Annotated in this window: 6 protein-coding genes; all 6 read right to left on the bottom strand. The window is 66.9% G+C overall.

Features of this window, described 5'->3' with window-relative positions; translation table 11 throughout:
- Positions 1 to 17 precede the first annotated feature (17 nt).
- On the bottom strand, positions 18 to 992 hold the full coding sequence (locus QI450_RS03590) for a MoxR family ATPase (RefSeq protein ID WP_226773093.1): 975 nt from the start codon (positions 990 to 992) through the stop codon (positions 18 to 20).
- 91 nt (positions 993 to 1,083) lie between these two features.
- Entirely contained in the window at positions 1,084 to 6,801 is a 5,718-nt protein-coding gene (locus QI450_RS03585) for an Ig-like domain-containing protein (protein WP_282359245.1), read from the bottom strand.
- A gap of 574 nt (positions 6,802 to 7,375) precedes the next feature.
- Positions 7,376 to 13,477 carry an Ig-like domain-containing protein gene (locus tag QI450_RS03580; RefSeq protein WP_282468161.1) on the bottom strand — a complete coding sequence of 2,034 codons (6,102 nt, stop codon included), beginning with the start codon at positions 13,475 to 13,477 and terminating at the stop codon, positions 7,376 to 7,378.
- 255 nt (positions 13,478 to 13,732) lie between these two features.
- On the bottom strand, positions 13,733 to 14,857 hold the full coding sequence (locus QI450_RS03575; RefSeq protein ID WP_226773625.1) for an adenylate/guanylate cyclase domain-containing protein: 1,125 nt from the start codon (positions 14,855 to 14,857) through the stop codon (positions 13,733 to 13,735).
- On the bottom strand, positions 14,847 to 15,452 hold the full coding sequence (locus tag QI450_RS03570; RefSeq protein WP_226773626.1) for a PH domain-containing protein: 606 nt from the start codon (positions 15,450 to 15,452) through the stop codon (positions 14,847 to 14,849). The genes QI450_RS03575 and QI450_RS03570 overlap by 11 nt, the downstream gene beginning before the upstream one ends.
- The gene (locus tag QI450_RS03565; RefSeq protein WP_226773627.1) at positions 15,445 to 16,374 is read right to left on the bottom strand and encodes a biotin--[acetyl-CoA-carboxylase] ligase; all 930 of its coding nucleotides are present in this window, start codon (positions 16,372 to 16,374) and stop codon (positions 15,445 to 15,447) included. Before QI450_RS03565 ends, QI450_RS03570 begins: the two co-directional genes overlap by 8 nt.
- Between the last annotated feature and the right edge of the window lie 39 nt (positions 16,375 to 16,413).

The raw sequence follows: 16,413 nt of genomic DNA, 5'->3' as shown, positions 1-16,413 counted from the left end.
AGCGCTACTCGGTGCCGCTACAGCGCGGCGGCGCGTTGCTGCGGTGCGGCAACTTCGCCCAGTACCCGGGCCAGGACGGCCTCGGGGCTGGCGCCGGAGAATTCGGCTTCCGGGTCCATGACCAGGCGGTGGGTCCAGACGACGGCGGCCAGGTCCTTGACGTCGTCCGGGAGCACGAAGTTCCGGCCCTGGCTGGCGGCCCAGACTTTTGCGGCACGGACCATGGCGAGGGCACCGCGGACGGAAACGCCGAGGCGGGTTTCCGGGGCGTTGCGGGTTTCCTCGCAGAGCCGGGAGATGTACTCCAGCACGGCGGTGTCCACGTGGGTGGTGGCGGCGAGGTCCGCCATGTCCGCGATCGCCTGGGTGGTGATGATTGCGGTCATTCCCTTGGACCGGTCCTTCAGGTTGGCGCCGCCGAGCAACTGCACCGTGGAGGCGTGGTCCGGGTAGCCGATGGAGGTCTTGATCAGGAAGCGGTCCAGCTGGGCCTCCGGCAGCCGGTAGGTGCCGGCTTGTTCGATCGGGTTCTGGGTGGCCATCACCATAAACGGCCGTCCCGCCTCGTAGGTGGTGCCGTCCACCGTGACACGGGATTCTTCCATCACCTCAAGCAGCGCCGACTGCGTCTTGGGCGAGGCCCGGTTGATTTCATCGGCCAGCACGATGTTGTTGAAGATCGGTCCCTTGTGGAACTCGAACTTCTGCGTCTTCTGGTCATAGATGGTCACGCCTGTGACGTCCGAGGGCAGCAGGTCGGGGGTGAACTGGATGCGGTTGTTGGAGCCCTGCACGGTGGCCGCGAGGGCGCGTGCAAGCGAGGTTTTGCCGGTCCCCGGGGCGTCTTCGAAGAGGACATGCCCCTCGGCCAGCATCGCGGTAAAAGTCAACCGGATGACGTGGGCCTTGCCCAGGACGGCCTGGCCGACGTTGGCGACGAGTTTTTCGAAGGTGCCGGAAAACCATTCGGCCTGTTCGGTGGTCATGGTCATGGGGTGGTCCTGTTCTGTTCTGGGTGGAATTGCGTGGGGTGCCGGCGGCGGGGAGCCCCGCGGGGGGCGGCGTTGGGGACAGTGGCAGGCATCAGCAGCCGCCGGGCCGGGGTCCGTACAGATCCACTGTGGTGGACTTGACGAACCAATTTGGGTGGCTGCCCTGGGTCACACGGAACCAGGGTGTGCCGTTGCCGTAAATGTCCTTGGTGCAGTTGATGGTGAGCTTGCCCTCGGCCCGATCCACCCAACCGACACCGCAGCTCGAGGGGGAACCGGGGACGAAGGAATCAGGCTTTCCCGGCTGGCCCGGGCACGTCCGGACGCTTGAGGCATCGACCTGGATCTGCGAGGCAGGCGGCGGCGGTGTGGGATCGTTCCCGGACGTGGCCGATGCCTGTCCCGCCCCGCCGTAGGCCACTGTGAAGGCCCTCACCTGCAGGGTCCTGGTCTTGTCCCAGCCGCCCCCGGCAGCATCGAACCTGTTGGCCGTGCCAACGGATGTCCAGCCGCCGCCGTCGAGGTTCACTTCATACCGGGCCAGGGGCCGGCCGTTGGTGCTGGGGTTGTTCCACGTCCAGTGGACCTGGCCATCCCCGGCACCTGACTTGCCGCCGTTGACGTTGGGGGCGTTCGGCGGGGCGTATGGATTGCCCGTACCGATCGCGTTCGCGTCCCCGGCGACATTGTTTTTGGTGGAGGCGGCGATGATGTTGACGGTGACGTTCTGGCCGTTCGGCTGGCCGCCGATGGTGCCGCCGCCGGCGTTGATCGGGCCGGAGCCACTGGCGGTGGACCAGCGGTAGGTGATCTCCGTGGCCTGGGAGCCGTTGCGCTGGGCCTGCGTGAGCGGCGTGAACGTCACGGCCAACTGGCCGCTGGTGCCGGTCTCCTTTACGGTCCCGCTGCTGACCGTGCCGGGCTTGCCTGCGGCCCGGATCCGGGCTGACTGCGGACTCACTCCGGAGGTCCCGGCCTTGTTGGTTGCCGAAACAGTAAAGGTGTAATCCGCTTCCGAATTCGCCACCGTGACGTTTTGCGAGGTGCCGGCGACCTGTTGGGTCGATACCGGCGCGCCGCCGTTCAGGGTAGTCAGCGTATAGGCCGAGACCGCGTCGCCGTTGTTGTTCGGCGCCGCCCAGGAAATCTTAAGCTGGCTCTGGTTCCCCACGGAACCGGCCTGGCTGGCGCTCGGTGCCGCCGGGGTCACCGGGACCCCTGCCGGAGTCTCGGCGGCCGAATAGGCGCTCCACTCGGAGGGCTCCTTCGCATCGTTCCGGGCCAGGACGCGGACCTTGTAGGCGACACCGTTTTTGAGGCCCTTCCAGAGGTAGCTCACCGAGGTGAGGTTCTGGATCTGGGCGTTCTGGCCTGCCGGCGCCGGCGAGATTTCCAGGTCGTAGGACTTGACCGGCGAGCCCTTGGACGCGGGGGCCGTCCAGGCCACGGCGAGCTGGGTGTCGCCGAACTTCAGGGCCGGCGCGGCCGGGGTGTCCGGCTTAACGTCGGGGCGTACCTCGGCCGATGCCGGGGACCGCTCCGAGGTGCCCAGGGCGTTGGTGGCCGTGACCTGGAAATGGTATTTGGTGTTGTTGGTCAGTCCGGTCAGCGTGCAGGAGTTGGCCGGGCAGTCCTGGCTGTAGCCGCCCTCCCCAAACACCGTGTATTTGGTGATGGCCGAGCCGCGGTCCGCTGGCGCGGCCCAGTTCAGCAACGCAGTGCTGTCCCCCACGCTCGCGGCCTGCGGCGTGGTCGGCGCCAGCGGCTTGTCCTTGACCGTCAGCCGGATCCGGGCCGTGGCGTAGCGCGAGGACTCGCCGGTCTTATCCGCCACCGTGTAGGCCACGATCATGGTTCCCGAGAACCCGTCGGCAGGGGTCACCGTGACGGTGTCGCCGGTGGCGGCGGCGGTGCCCTGGCCCGTCTCGGTCACTGCCGAGACAATCTTCAGCGCGGTCTCCGGAAACGGGTTGGCATCGTTGTCGAGCACCCTGACGGTGACGGGCTTCCCGGCGGCGGCGTTGGTTTCGACGTCGTCGTTGGCGACCGGTTTGGGCCTGTTGGAGGCGGTCACGGTGAGCTGGTAGGTGGCCGTCGCCTCGAGTCCCCGGGGGTCCTTGGCCTTGACCTGGACGGCGCCCGCGGTCCCGGCATTGGTGCCGTCCTTGGCGGCGGCTCTTAGGGTCTTGCCGTCGATGCTGGCATCGAAGCCGGCCGGCACGCTGCCGACGAGCTCGTATTTCATCGTGTCGACGTCGCCGTCATCCGGATCGGTGGTCAACTTGGCCAGGTCGGTCGTGGCGGAGTCAGCCTTGGGCACGTCCACCTGGCTGCCCAGCAGCACTGGCGGGTTGTTGCGGTTGGGGTCCGGCAGCACCCTGGTGCGGATGCTGAGGGTTGCTTTCAGGCCGGCGGGGTCGTCCGGGCCGGAGCCGTCGGTGACCTCGAAGCTGAGGGAACCGGGACCCGCATAGTCCTTGCCCGCACTGTATTTCAGGGCAGTGCCGTTGCCGGCCACGGGGTCGGAGCCGTCGGCGCCAATAAGTTTGATCCGGTCCGTCTGGGTCAGGCGCGGCGTGCGGCCCTCGCGGACCTTGACCCACTCCTTGAGGTCCACTGGCACGGACTGCCCGGCGATAACCTCGATGACCTCGTCCTTGGCCAGGGTGGGTACCTGCTGGCCCAGCCCCGGGACCCAGATGATGGCGGTGGACTGCTGGCCGTCCACGTCTTCGACGGTGTAGGGGATCAGCTGCGGCTGCTCCGTCAGCTCCACGATCATGTTGCCGTCGGTGCCGGGCTTCGCCGTGGGCACCTCAGAGGCGATCTTGAGGTTCTCGCCCACGCCGTCAGGGTCCTCGTCGTTCTTCAGGACGGGGACGTCGACGGCCGTTTTCCCGAGCGTCTGGGCAGAGGTCACCCGGTCATCCCGGGCAACCGGAGCCAGCAGCGGGACGTTCTTGTCGACCTTGACGGAAATGGCCGCCTGGGCCGTCGCGCCGCGGTCGTCCGCCACCGAGTAGCGCACGTTAACGGTGCCTTCCCCGCCTGGTGCAAGCAGGATGATGCGGGAGCTCTGCTTGCTGACTGTCGCCTGCAGCTCCGGGGCGGCCTCGATGCCGTCGCCGGCGATCCGGATGGGGTCGCCGTCGGGATCGGTATCGTTGCGCATGGCGTCCACCGCGATCTGCCGCCCGGGCCGGACCTTGACCTCGTCATCGACAGGGGTCGGCTTTTGGTTGGTGTCACCGCGCGGGGCGATCCCGACGGTCACGGTGCCGGTGTTGATGGCTCCCTGCCGGTCCACGACTTTGTAGCGGAAACTGTCCGTTCCGGCGCCGTCCCCGGCTGCCGTGAAGTCAATGAAGTTGCTGCCCGCTGTGGCTGTGCCCATGGCGGGGGTGCTGTCGATGCCGGTCAGCTGGACCGAGTCGCCGTCGGGGTCGATCCCGTCGAGTTCCACCGGGATCCGCACGGACCCGGTCGCCACGACGCGGGCGGTGAGGTTTTTCGGCTGCGGCCGGGTGTTTTGGGCGCCGTCGAGCGGCAGGATGTGGATGGTGACGGCAGCGGCGCTCTTTTGGCCCTGCGGGTCCACGGCGTTATAGATGGCGCGGACCGTCTTGGGCTCGGCGCCGGCGATGAAGCGCAGCGTGTTTTCGGAGATAAAACTCTTGCCGTCGGCCGACGGGACGGGCTGCGGGAGCACCGGGTCCACGCTCAGCTTTTCGCCCTGCGGGTGCGTGTCGTTGGCCAGCACCGGGATGGTGACAACGTCGTTGACCCGCACGTTCACTTCGTCCGGTTTGGGCTGGGGGGCCTCGACGACGGCGGGGGCCGGGACCGGGACCACGGCGACGCTGCCCGTGGCCGACCTGGTGCCGTTGGACATGGTGTAACTGAAGGTAAAGGGTTCCTTGGTGCCCACAACGTCAGTGATCCGCAGCATGCTGTGATCGATCACGCTGACAGAGGCTGTTGTGTTCTCCGGCAGCTGGACGGACTGCAGCACCAGCACTCCCCCGGACGGGTCCGAGTCATTGGCCAGCGGGTCCAGGAGCACACTGCCGCCGACCGGCAGCAGCGCGACGTCGTGGACGGCCACCGGCTTGCCGGAGTCCTTGCCGGATTCAACGTCTACACGAATCAGGCCCTGGCTGCTCTGCGGGCCGTTGCTGGCAATGTACGTCAGGTAAACCGGTCCGGGGGTGTCGCTGCGGAAGGTGAAAGTGCCACCGTCCGTCACGGGTCCCAGCTGGGCGGTTCCGGCGCCTTCCACCTGGGCGAGGCGCAGGGCGCCGCCGTTGGGGTCGACGTCGTTTTTCAGCGGCGCGATCAGGAGGTCCTGGCCGACGACGGCGGTGACGTGGTCCGCGTTGACCACCGGCTGCAGGGCGCCGGGGGGCTGGACGTTGACGATGACTTTGGCAGTGGTGGTGGCGCGCCCGTCCCAGATGGACACCGTAACGGATTTTTTACCGGGCGCGGCGCCGGAGTCCTGGTACGTGAGCAGGCCGTCGCGGCGGACCTTGACCTGGTCCTGTTCGTTGTCCGCCTTGGCGTCCATCAGCACCAGGTCATCGCCGTCGGGATCAGTCCAGTCGGTGAGGATGTTCTGGCTGACGGTTTTGCCCTGCTCCACCAGCATGGTGGTGGGGTCTCCGCGTTTGAACAAGGGCGGCCTGTTCTCGTCCGGGCCCACGACGCTGAGGGTGATGCTGCCGGCGGCGGAGAGACCGCGGCCGTCTGCGGCGCTGTAGCCGAACGTTTCGGTGCCCGGTTTCGCGTCGGCCGGCACTGTGACCTGGAAAGCTGTGCCGCCGTAGATGTTCTCGAGGCCGCCGGAGGCGGGGCCTTTGTCGCCCACGGAGGCCGTGAGGACGTCGCCGTCGGGGTCGGAATCGTTATCGAGTACGGACAGGACTGTGGTGCGGCCCGGACGGACGCCGACGGCGTCCGGTTTGGTTTCCGGCGGCCGGTTGGGTTTGGTGCGGTCCGGCAGGATATTGATGGTGTTGTTGTCCGCCGACTCCTGGTCCTGGTCATCGGACTGGTTCTTGGGCGGGATAACGTCGTCCCAGTTGTTGACCAGCTGCATGTTCTGGTTCACCAGCCACACATTGCCCGAATTCACATCGTTCAGGACCACCAAATCCCGGTTCACCCGGAACACATACGACGGCGAAGCACTCGCCTTCGGCACATCCACGCTCTTGTCATCAGCATCATTAACACACTCACGGACATACTTATTCGCCCCCGACCACGCCGCATGAATGCACCCCGCAAGCTGCACCGGCGCCGCCGGCACACCCTGCCCGCCAAAGCTGACAGTCTTCGCCGTCGACCCGTCCAGCGGCTGTTTCAACAACGCCTTCGGCGTGGCAACGGCGACCGAGTCCGCAGCCGGACCCGAAAGCTGCAACTTCGCATCCCGCGCCTGCTCCAACGCCAACTCACGCCCGCCCGGCAGGAACAACTTTCCCCGCCCCGCATCCAGGACCACCGGCGCATCCCCCACCACGCTCAGTTGCAAATCCCCCGCACCCTTCAGCCCGTCCCAGACGCTGACGCTCGAGCGCTCCACCTTGCCCTCAGCATCCACCGAGGTCACAGTCACCTGACCGGTCTTCGGATCCGCACTGTAAATCCGGTCATCGGAACCCACCGCAGAGACCGTCCCGGCCGAACCAGCCAGCACCGGCTCGGACTCCTCAGCATCAAAACCATTCACCGTCGAGGGCGAGAGCGCCCACACCGTACCCTTCGCCGGATCCGTCACCGCAATAACCGCCGAACCAAAACTCACCGCCGCCGAACCCGGCAACTTCTTATCCCCACCCAACCGCATCTGCGCCGCCGACACCTGATTCAACGTCGAACCCGCACTATCATCAACAAACACAGTCCCGGCATCCTGCAACACATCAAAAGTCGAACTCGCCGGCGTCACCGCACCATCCAAAACCCGGGACGGATAATTCAACCGACCCACCGCATTCTTCGACTTCGACACCACCCACACCCCGCCATCGTTCAACTGAACCTCAGCGGTCTTAAACCCCGGATAAATGATGGCAGCAGCAACCAGGACGGCCGCAGCAGACACAATAGCGGCACCAGCAATAAGCTTCTTGCGCCGTGCGTTGGACCCAGGATGGCCGGATCGCGGCTTCGTTGATCCGGGTTTCTTGGATCCCGGCATTTTGGATTCCAGCGTGGCGAGCAGACGTGTCACAGCTCAGATTCCTTCAAGATTGCGTTGTGGTTCCCCGGCAGACCCGAGACAGGGCCGCGCACTTCCCGCCACAGCCTACCCAATGATCCGGCGGCATGCGATGGGGAGGACTGCCCGTCGAGCGGTTCCCGGCCCGGGCCGGCGGCTATGGTGTTGCTCCGACCGGGAAGGTGCACAGCGGAACGCCGCTCTGCCCGGGTGGTCCGATAGTCGTGTGCCGCGAATCGATCCAGCGCGTCTGGTTCGGCGAACCGCGCACGATGTAGTACCACTCGCCGTTCCCGCTGTACGGGGTGCCGTGCGGCTTCCAGCACATGATGTCGAAGACGTCGGACGCTGCCATCCACGGCCGGTTGGTGCCGCCCTGGCCGTCGCAGGTGAAGTTCCCCGGCTGGCTGTTGTCGTACGACGTCGCGCCGGGCAGGTCGGTGCAGCTGCGGGTCATGCCCGTGTTGAGCCTGGTGGTCCAACGGGTCTTCTCGGTCCCGGACCGGGCCGAGGCCGACGCGATCGGACCGCCGGTACCGACTGAGTTGACGGTCTGGACCTGGATCTGGTGCGGTTCACTGAAGCCGCCGGTGTTGATGGTCCGGCTGCCCGAGGCGGCGACCCGTTCCCAGCCTCCGGTGTCGATCTTGATTTGCGTGTAGGCGACGTCGTTGCCCGTTGTGGACGGCGAGCTCCAGTTGAAGCTGAGGTTCTTCTGGTTCTCGGCGCCGTTCTGCCCGGACGCCGCGGGCGTTCCGGGTGCGCCGTACGGTGTGGCGGCGGCCCCGGTACTGGCGTCGGAGCTCGGCGCGACGGACGAGTTGGCCGTCACGGTAATGGTGCCGGCCTGGCCGTTGGTGAAGCCGCCGACCTTCTGGCCCGGCGTCACTGCCCCGGTCTTTCCGCTGGGGCTCGCGTAGTACGTGTAGCTGACCTCCCCGGGCTGGGAGCCGTTGCGCCCGGCCGCGTCGAGTTCGCGGAAGTTGATGACCACGGCCCGGCCCGCGCCGCCGGTGTCCGCCGGCGTCGCGCTCACGCCGGAGACCGGGCTGAGCTTGCCGGTGGCACGGCGCGGTGCCGAGGCCGCACTGACCGCGCCTTTACCCGCTTTGTTCTCGGCCTGGACCGTGAAGGTGTAGCCGGCCTCGGAGTTGTTCGCGGTGAAGTTCGCGGTCCGCACCGTTCCGGCGACCAGCTGGGTCTGGGTGGTGCCGCCGCCGCCGCTCATGGTGACGTAGTAGTTCTTGATGGCGTCGCCGTTGGTGTTCGGCTCGGTCCAGTTCACCTTCAGCTGGTTGGAGCTCCCGACGGCGGATGCCACAGCCGTCGTCGGGGCTGCCGGGGCGGCCGGCATGCCGGCGGGGTTGTCTTCGGCCGAGTAGAGGCCCCACTCAGAGGGGCCGAGTTCGTTGACGGCCTGGGCGCGGACCTTGTACCGCACGCCGTTGGTCAGCCCGGGCCAGGTGTAGCCGAGGCCGGCCACACCGTTTTTCACGGCGATTCCGCTGGCCGGCGGCGGGGAGATCTCCAGGTTGTAGCTCTTCACGGCCGAGCCTTCGGACTTGGCCGCGGGCCAGGCGATCACCATGTTCTTGTCCCCGGCTTTGACCGTGGGGGCCTCCGGCGGCGAGGGCTTCTCGTCCGGCCTGATCTCGTTGGAGGCCGGCGAGGGCACGGACTCCCCCACCTCGTTGGTGGCGGTTACGGTGAAGACGTACTTAACGTCGTTGGTCAGTCCGCTGAGTGTGCAGGTGGTGGTCGGGCACTCCTGGCTGAAGCCGTTGCTGGAGCGCACCGCGTATTTGCTGATGGTGGCACCATTGTCCGAGGGCGGCGCCCATTTGAGCACAGCTGTCCGGCTGCGCACGTCGGTGGCGGCCGGCGCCGAGGGGGCATCCGGCTTGTCCCGGACCGTGATCCGGACCCGGCCATCGGTCTGCCGGGACACGTCGTTGGTTTTGTCCATCACGGTGTAGCGCAGCACCAGCACGCCCTTGAAACCGGCGGCCGGGGTGAGCGTGATCGAGTCCCCGGCAACTACTGGCTGTCCGGCTGCGGAGCCGGTTTCCACGGTGGCGGCGACAATCTTCAGCGGGGTGTCGCTGAAGGGGTTGAAATCGTTGGCGAGCACATTGATGGTCTCGGTCTTGCCGGCGTTGGCTTTCTCGATGACGTCCTCGTTCGCGACCGGCAGCGGACGGTTGGAGGCCACGACGGTCGCCGTGATGCTTGCCTTGACCGGCTCGGAGCGGCCATCGGTGACCTTGACCGGGATGCTGCCCTTCCAGCCGGCGGCCTTGGCGGAGTCTGCGGTGACCTTCAGGGTCCCGCCATCCATGGATGCCTTGAAGCCTTCGGGCAGGGTGCCGTCGAGTTCGAACGTGAGCTTCTCCTGGTCCCCGGAGTCAACGTCCTTGGCCAGGTTGCCCAGCTCCAGGCTCGCGGACTCAGCCTTGGGCACCTCCAGGGTGGCTCCGCTGAAGCTCGGCTGGTGGTTCGCGTTCGGATCGGGAATCACAGTGGTGATGATACTGAGGGTGGATTTGAGGCCCTGCGGATCGTCCGGTCCGGTGCCGTCGGTGACTTCGAAGGTGACGGAGCCGGGGCCCACATAGTCCTTGAGCGCGGCGTAGCGCAGCGCGCTGCCGTTGCCTGCCACGACGTTCTGCGGGTCAGCGCCCTGCACACGGACGTTGTCCAGCTGGGTGATCCGGGGCGTGCGGCCCTCCCGGACCCGGACGTAGTCGTTCAGGTCCAGGTCGATTTGCTTGCCGGCCATCACTTCGACGACGTCGGTTTTGGCCAGCGTGGGGTGCTCTTCGCCCTGGCCGGGGACCCAAATGACCGCCGTCGCGCTTTGGCCGTCGACGTCGGTAACTGTGTAGGGGACCAGCTGGTCCGTCGGCGCGAGGGCCACCCGGACACTGCCGTCGCCCACCCGGGCGTTCGGGTTGCCGTCGGGCAGGCTGATCCTAAGGTCGGACCCGACGCCGTCGGGATCCGAGTCGTTCTTCAGGACGGGGACGTCGACGGCGGCCTTGCCAAGTGTTTCGGCGGGGGTCACCACGTCGTCCCTCGCGATGGGCAGTTTCAGGGCGGCGTCCGGGCTGACCCGGACCCGGATGACGGCGCTGCCCTGAGCTTTTTTGTCGTCCTGGATCTTGTAGCTGACGCTCTCGTTGCTGGCGGCGCCGGGGGCTGTAAGGAGCACCTTGCCACCCTCGGCCGCCTCGACCGCGAGTTCGCCGCGGGCCTCAAAGCCGTTGCCGACCAGGCTGATCGGGTCCCCGTCCGGGTCCGAATCGTTCTGGAGGGCCTCGACGGCGATCTTGCGGCCGGGCCTGACGTCCACCCCGTCATCGACGGCGATGGGCTTCTGGTTGTTTGCCTCCTGCGGCGCGATGCCGATGATGACCGTGCCGGTGTTTTCGGCGCCGATCCGGTCCCGGACGCGGTAGCTGAAGGTGTCTGTTCCGGCCGCCTTGCCGGCCGCGGTGAATTCGAGGTAGCCGTCCTTGACCAAGGCTGTTCCCATGGCGGGGGCCTTCTCCACGCCGGTCAGCTGGACGGAGTCGCCGTCGGCATCAACACCGTCTAGCGGCACGGGGATCCGGACGGTCATCCCTGCCACCACGCGGGCCGTGAGGTTCTTCGGCTCGGGGCGGGTGTTCCGCTCGTCGTCGCGGCCCCGGACCCGGATGGTGACCTGCTGGGAGTCCGACTGCCCGGAGGCGTTGGTGACCTTGTAGATCGCGTAGACGGTCTTCGGAACTTCACCGGCAATGAAGCGCAGGGAGTTACCGGCGGTGAAGATGCGGCCGTCCGCGGCATCCGGTTGTTGCGCGAGCACCGGTTCCAGGGTGAGTTTTCCACCGTTGGGGTCGGTGTCGTTCGCCAGGACCGGGATGGTCACGACGTCCCCGGCCCGCACGGTCGCTTCGTCCGGTTTCGCCTGCGGGGCCTGGAGCTTGGTCGGGGCCGGGACCACCAGTACGGCGATCTCCCCGCTGGCGGAGGATTTGCCGTTGGAGATGGTGTAAGTGATGTTGAGCTGGCCCTGCGCGCGGATGTCGGTGATCCGGACAACGGAGTGGTCCAGCACGGCAACGTTCACGGGCAGGCCGTCTGCCGCGGTCACGGATTGCACCACCAGCACACCGCCCGAGGGATCGGAGTCGTTGCCGAGCACATCCACCAGGACGCTGCCGCCGCTGGGCAGCAGGGCGGTGTCGCGGACGGCCACGGGGGTGCCGTCCCCGCCGCCGGGGACCACATCGACGCGGACCAGCTGCTGGGCACTCGCCGGGCCGTTGGTCACGAGGTAGGTGACGTAGTGGGCGGACTGGGCGGTGGAGTTGAAGGTAAAGGTCTGCTGGTCCGCCCCCATCGTGGCCGTCGAGTTGCCGTCCGGGCTGACCTGGGCGAGGCGGAGCGCGCCGCCCTGGGGGTCCGAGTCGTTTTTCAGCGGAGCAATCAGGGTGTCCACACCGGCGACGGCGACCACGTGGTCCGCGTTGGCGATCGGCGGGAGGGCGCCGGCCGCACGGACGTCGACGGTGATCTTCCCTTCGGTACTGGACCGGCCGTCGGAGACCGTCACGGTGACGGTCTTGCGTCCCGGCTCAGCACCGGCGTCCTGGAAGCTCAGCAGGCCGTCCGGACGGGCCTTGACCTGGTCCCGGGGGTCGCTGCTGGTGGCGCTGACGACGTAGAGGTCATCGCCGTCGGGGTCGATCCAGTCGGGGAGGATGTTCTGGCTGACGATTTTGCCGGACTGGACCACCAGGGCAGTGTTGCGGTTGGTTTTCTGCCGCGGGGCGGAATTCTCCCCGGCGGGGATGACTGTGAGTGTAACGTCGGCCGCGGCGGAGAGCCCGCGGCCATCGTCTGCCGTGTATTTGAACGTTTCCGAGCCGGTCCGGTCTGCCGGCACGCTGACCTGGAATCCGGTCGATCCGTAGATCGGGGCCAGGAGCCCGGATCTGATCGGATCCGGCGCCCGGACGGTGAGGATGTCGCCGTCGGGGTCGGAATCGTTATCCAGTACCGGGAGGATGGTGGTCTTGCCGGCACGCACCCCAAAGCTGTCCGGTTTGGCCGCGGGGGCACTGTTGGGTTTGGTGCGGTCCGGGAGCACTGTCTGCTGGACTTCGTCGGCGGAGTCTTTGTCGGCGTCGTCGGAAGTCTGCTGCGGCGGGATGACGTCGTCCCAGTTGTTGACCAGCTGCATGTTCTGGTTCACCAGCCACACATTGCCCGAGTTCACATCGTTCAGGACCACCAAATCCCGGTTCACCCGGAACACATACGACGGCGAAGCACTCGCCTTCGGCACATCCACGCTCTTGTCATCAGCATCATTAACACACTCACGGACATACTTATTCGCCCCCGACCACGCCGCATGAATGCACCCCGCAAGCTGCACCGGCGCCGCCGGCACACCCTGCCCGCCAAAGCTGACAGTCTTCGCCGTCGACCCGTCCAGCGGCTGTTTCAACAACGCCTTCGGCGTGGCAACGGCGACCGAGTCCGCAGCCGGACCCGAAAGCTGCAACTTCGCATCCCGAGCCTGCTCCAACGCCAACTCACGCCCGCCCGGCAGGAACAACTTTCCCCGCCCCGCATCCAGGACCACCGGCGCATCCCCCACCACGCTCAGTTGCAGGTCCCCAGCACCCTTGAGCCCGTCCCAGACGCTGACGCTCGAGTGCTCCACCTTGCCCTCAGCATCCACCGAGGTCACCGTCACCTGACCGGTCTTCGGATCCGCACTGTAAATCCGGTCATCGGAACCCACCGCAGAGACCGTCCCGGCCGAACCAGCCAGCACCGGCTCGGACTCCTCAGCATCAAAACCATTCACCGTCGAGGGCGAGAGCGCCCACACCGTACCCTTCGCCGGATCCGTCACCGCAATAACCGCCGAACCAAAACTCACCGCCGCCGAACCCGGCAACTTCTTATCCCCACCCAACCGCATCTGCGCCGCCGACACCTGATTCAACGTCGAACCCGCACTATCATCAACAAACACAGTCCCGGCATCCTGCAACACATCAAAAGTCGAACTCGCCGGCGTCACCGCACCATCCAAAACCCGGGACGGATAATTCAACCGACCCACCGCATTCTTCGACTTCGACACCACCCACACCCCGCCATCGTTCAACTGAACCTCAGCGGTCTTAAACCCCGGATAAATGATGGCCCCGGTAATCAGGACGGCGGAGGCAACAGCGAGGCCGGTGCCGGCCATAACCCGGCGCCGGGGGGCGGCGAAGGGGCCGGTCAGCGGGCGTGCGGCATCCGGCCGGCGGGTTTTTGGCCGCAAGGCGTCAAGGAAGGTCTTCATGTGTGCTTATGTCCCCCAGAAAGTCCCGGCCACGGCACAGGGCGCATTGCGCGTGTGGTTGCCAGATAGCGTCGACTATTCCATATCAACCATCGATTAGAGAAACACCTGCCGGTTCACGGCCGGACGGGACGGCATCGGCGCAGCCCGGCGGCTGCTTTAGTCCAGGACCAGTCCGCGGCCACTGCCGCGCTGCAACTGGACCGGGTGGATTTCGCCGAAGCCGCGGACGTCTTCGGCCGGCCGCGGCTGAAGGACGAAGCGGTCGTCCTGTTCCAGCGCGGCCGCGGTCATCGAGTCAACGAGCACAGTGCCCGGGTCCGCCAGCGCGGTGAGCCGGGCCGCCAGGTTCACCGTGGGTCCGTAGATGTCGCCGAGCCGGGACAGGATCCGGCCCCACACCATCGCCACCCGGGCCTGCGGCAGGATCTCATCGTCGGTGAAGGCCTGGCACAGGGCGAGGGAGATCTCGGCGCCGGCTGCGGGTGTTTCGGCAATGTAGAGGACTTCATCGCCCACCGTCTTGACGAGGCGGCCGCCGCCCACCGAAATAATCTCGGCGCACTTGTTCTCGAAACGCTGCACCAGCTGGGCAAGGGTCTTTTCGTTCATCCGGCGCGACAGGCTCGTGTACGAGACCAGGTCCGCGAAGCCGACCGCCCTGGCCAGCGGAAGCGGGGCGTCATCCTCGTCACCTTCGCGGCCTTCCTCACTGGAAGCCAGCCCGGCCTCGGCGCGGACAGCCAGGCGCTGGACGCCGGCGTTGAGCTGGCGGCGCCAGGAGTAAACCAGCATCTCCTCGAGCGCGTCCACGAGCGAAGGCAGTTGGCTGACCATGTTTTTGCGGGCGACAGGGTCTGAGACGCCCTGCTGGTCAACCATGTCCTCCACCAGCGCCTCGACCTGCCAGACAACCATCCGGTCCGTCATCTGGCCGATGGCGCGGGTGACGGAAATCGCGGCTTCCTCGGTGAGTTTGCCGGCGCGGACCAAATCCACGATGGTGTTCAGCGCGGCCTGGTCACGTTCGGTAAAGGCGACGTCCTCGTCGCCGATGTTGGGAAAACCCAGGGCACGCCAGAGTTTGCGGGCGGAAAGCAGCGAGAGGCCCGCGCCGGCGGCGACTTCACGGCGGCGGAGCTTGCGTTCCCCGCCGAGCAGCCGCTGCTCCAGGGCTTTCAACGCGATGCGTTCGGCGGACATGGTCCCGGTGGGAGGGGCGATGGCGTCCGGTTCTGCTGGTTCAGCCCGGGGCTGCTCCGGGGGAACGTTCTCAGCGCTCATTTCTTCCACCTTCTCTCGTCTCCCCCGGCCAGACCGGATCGGGGTTGTGCATCAGATCCACGGCGCCTGGAACCTCCCGCGGGAGTTCATTAATGGCGTCGAGGATGAAATTTCGGAACGTCGCGACTTCCGGGACGTCGGGAACCACCATGCCCGCGGGGTGCCCGGCTTCCAAGGATATATTCCCGGAGCGCAATACGCGTTGGAGCAACGACTGGTGGATCACCACATTACGGACTGCGGCCAGGAAAACCTGCTGATCCCGCCGCCTGAGCATGCCGTACCGGGCAATCAGGCGCTGGCTGGTCAGGATGTACTTTGTGGTCTGCCAGGTTATGGTCCGGGGCAGGCAATAGCCCAGCAGCACCGAGGCGGCGAGAACCACACAGCTCCCGATCAGCCAGGGCGTCGCGTTTGCCGCCTCATTTGCGAGGACCGGGGCGAGCTTGGCCGGGCCGCCCTTGACTATCCAGGCGCTGGCAAAGGCCGCGAGGGCAGGAACAAGGATAAACGCCAACGCCGGCCACAGCAGGGTCCGCGGCTGCGGCCGGGTGATCACAATGACCTGTTCGCCCGGGAGCAGCTCTTTACGCATAACCGCTTGGGGCACTTCCGGGGTTGGTTCCCTCGCCTGGCGGCGACCAGGGCCGCAGGTGCACAACGTCACCGGCAGTCACCACGTGCTCGTGCCCGCCGGCGTCCACCACCAGCAGGGAGCCGTAGTCATCCAGGCGGGTGGCGTGGCCGATGATTTCATGGTCCCCCGGGAGCTGCGCGCGGACCTGCTTACCCAGCGTCGTCAGCACATGCTCGACCCGCTTGTGCAGTGCGGGACCCCCTGCCAGCCCCGCGGCGGGATCGCCGTCGGCGTTGCAGAAACTGCGGTAAAGGGTGGCGAACCGGGACAGGTAGCTCTTCAGCAGTTCGGTCCGATCCACTGTGGTCGGGTGCTCCAGCAGGACGGACGTGGCGGTAGGCACCGGGAGTTCGGCCTGGGTGAGGGTAACGTTCAGCCCCGTCCCCAGCACCACGGGCGGCACGGCGCCGCCGTCCCTGGGGCCCAGCTGGGCCAGGATGCCGGCAATCTTCCGGCCACGGACCAGTACGTCGTTGGGCCATTTGAGTTCCGCGGGAATTCCGGCCGTTTCCAGCAGTGCCTCACGCAGGGCGAGGGCCGCCAGCAGCGAAAGCCAGGAGTAACTCTGGGTAGGCAGCGGCCTTCCCCCGGCATTGACCGGGCGCAGCACCACCGAGACGGAGATTGAGCTTCCGGCAGGGGCCTCCCAGCGCCGGTCAAGGCGGCCGCGGGCGGCGCTCTGGTATTCGGCGGTGAGCACTGTGAGATCCGGGTACGAGCGGGGGTCTTCGGTGACACCGCGGAGCAGGTCCGCGTTGGTGGAACCGGTCGAGTCGACCACCGTCAGCTGCGGTATCCCGGCCGCGGCGAGGAACGCCTGATCGCTGAGGGCGTTGAGGTCAAAGGGCGGACGGTCCGGGGCTTCCTGCGCGGCTTCCATGCTTTGAATCCTACCGAGTCAGCGCCGGGGTGGCGCTTC

The sequence above is a fragment of the Arthrobacter sp. EM1 genome (assembly GCF_029964055.1).
Taxonomy (GTDB): Bacteria; Actinomycetota; Actinomycetes; order Actinomycetales; family Micrococcaceae; genus Arthrobacter.
This window is presented reverse-complemented; position numbering and strand designations above follow the sequence as displayed.

Bases quoted from the DNA above. Each gene is read 5' to 3' on its own strand.
- QI450_RS03580 (WP_282468161.1), bottom strand. From the start codon at position 13,477: ATGGCCGGCACCGGCCTCGCTGTTGCCTCCGCCGTCCTGATTACCGGG.
- QI450_RS03575 (WP_226773625.1), bottom strand. From the start codon at position 14,857: ATGAGCGCTGAGAACGTTCCCCCGGAGCAGCCCCGGGCTGAACCAGCA.
- QI450_RS03570 (WP_226773626.1), bottom strand. From the start codon at position 15,452: ATGCGTAAAGAGCTGCTCCCGGGCGAACAGGTCATTGTGATCACCCGG.
- QI450_RS03565 (WP_226773627.1), bottom strand. From the start codon at position 16,374: ATGGAAGCCGCGCAGGAAGCCCCGGACCGTCCGCCCTTTGACCTCAAC.
- QI450_RS03590 (WP_226773093.1), bottom strand. From the start codon at position 992: ATGACCATGACCACCGAACAGGCCGAATGGTTTTCCGGCACCTTCGAA.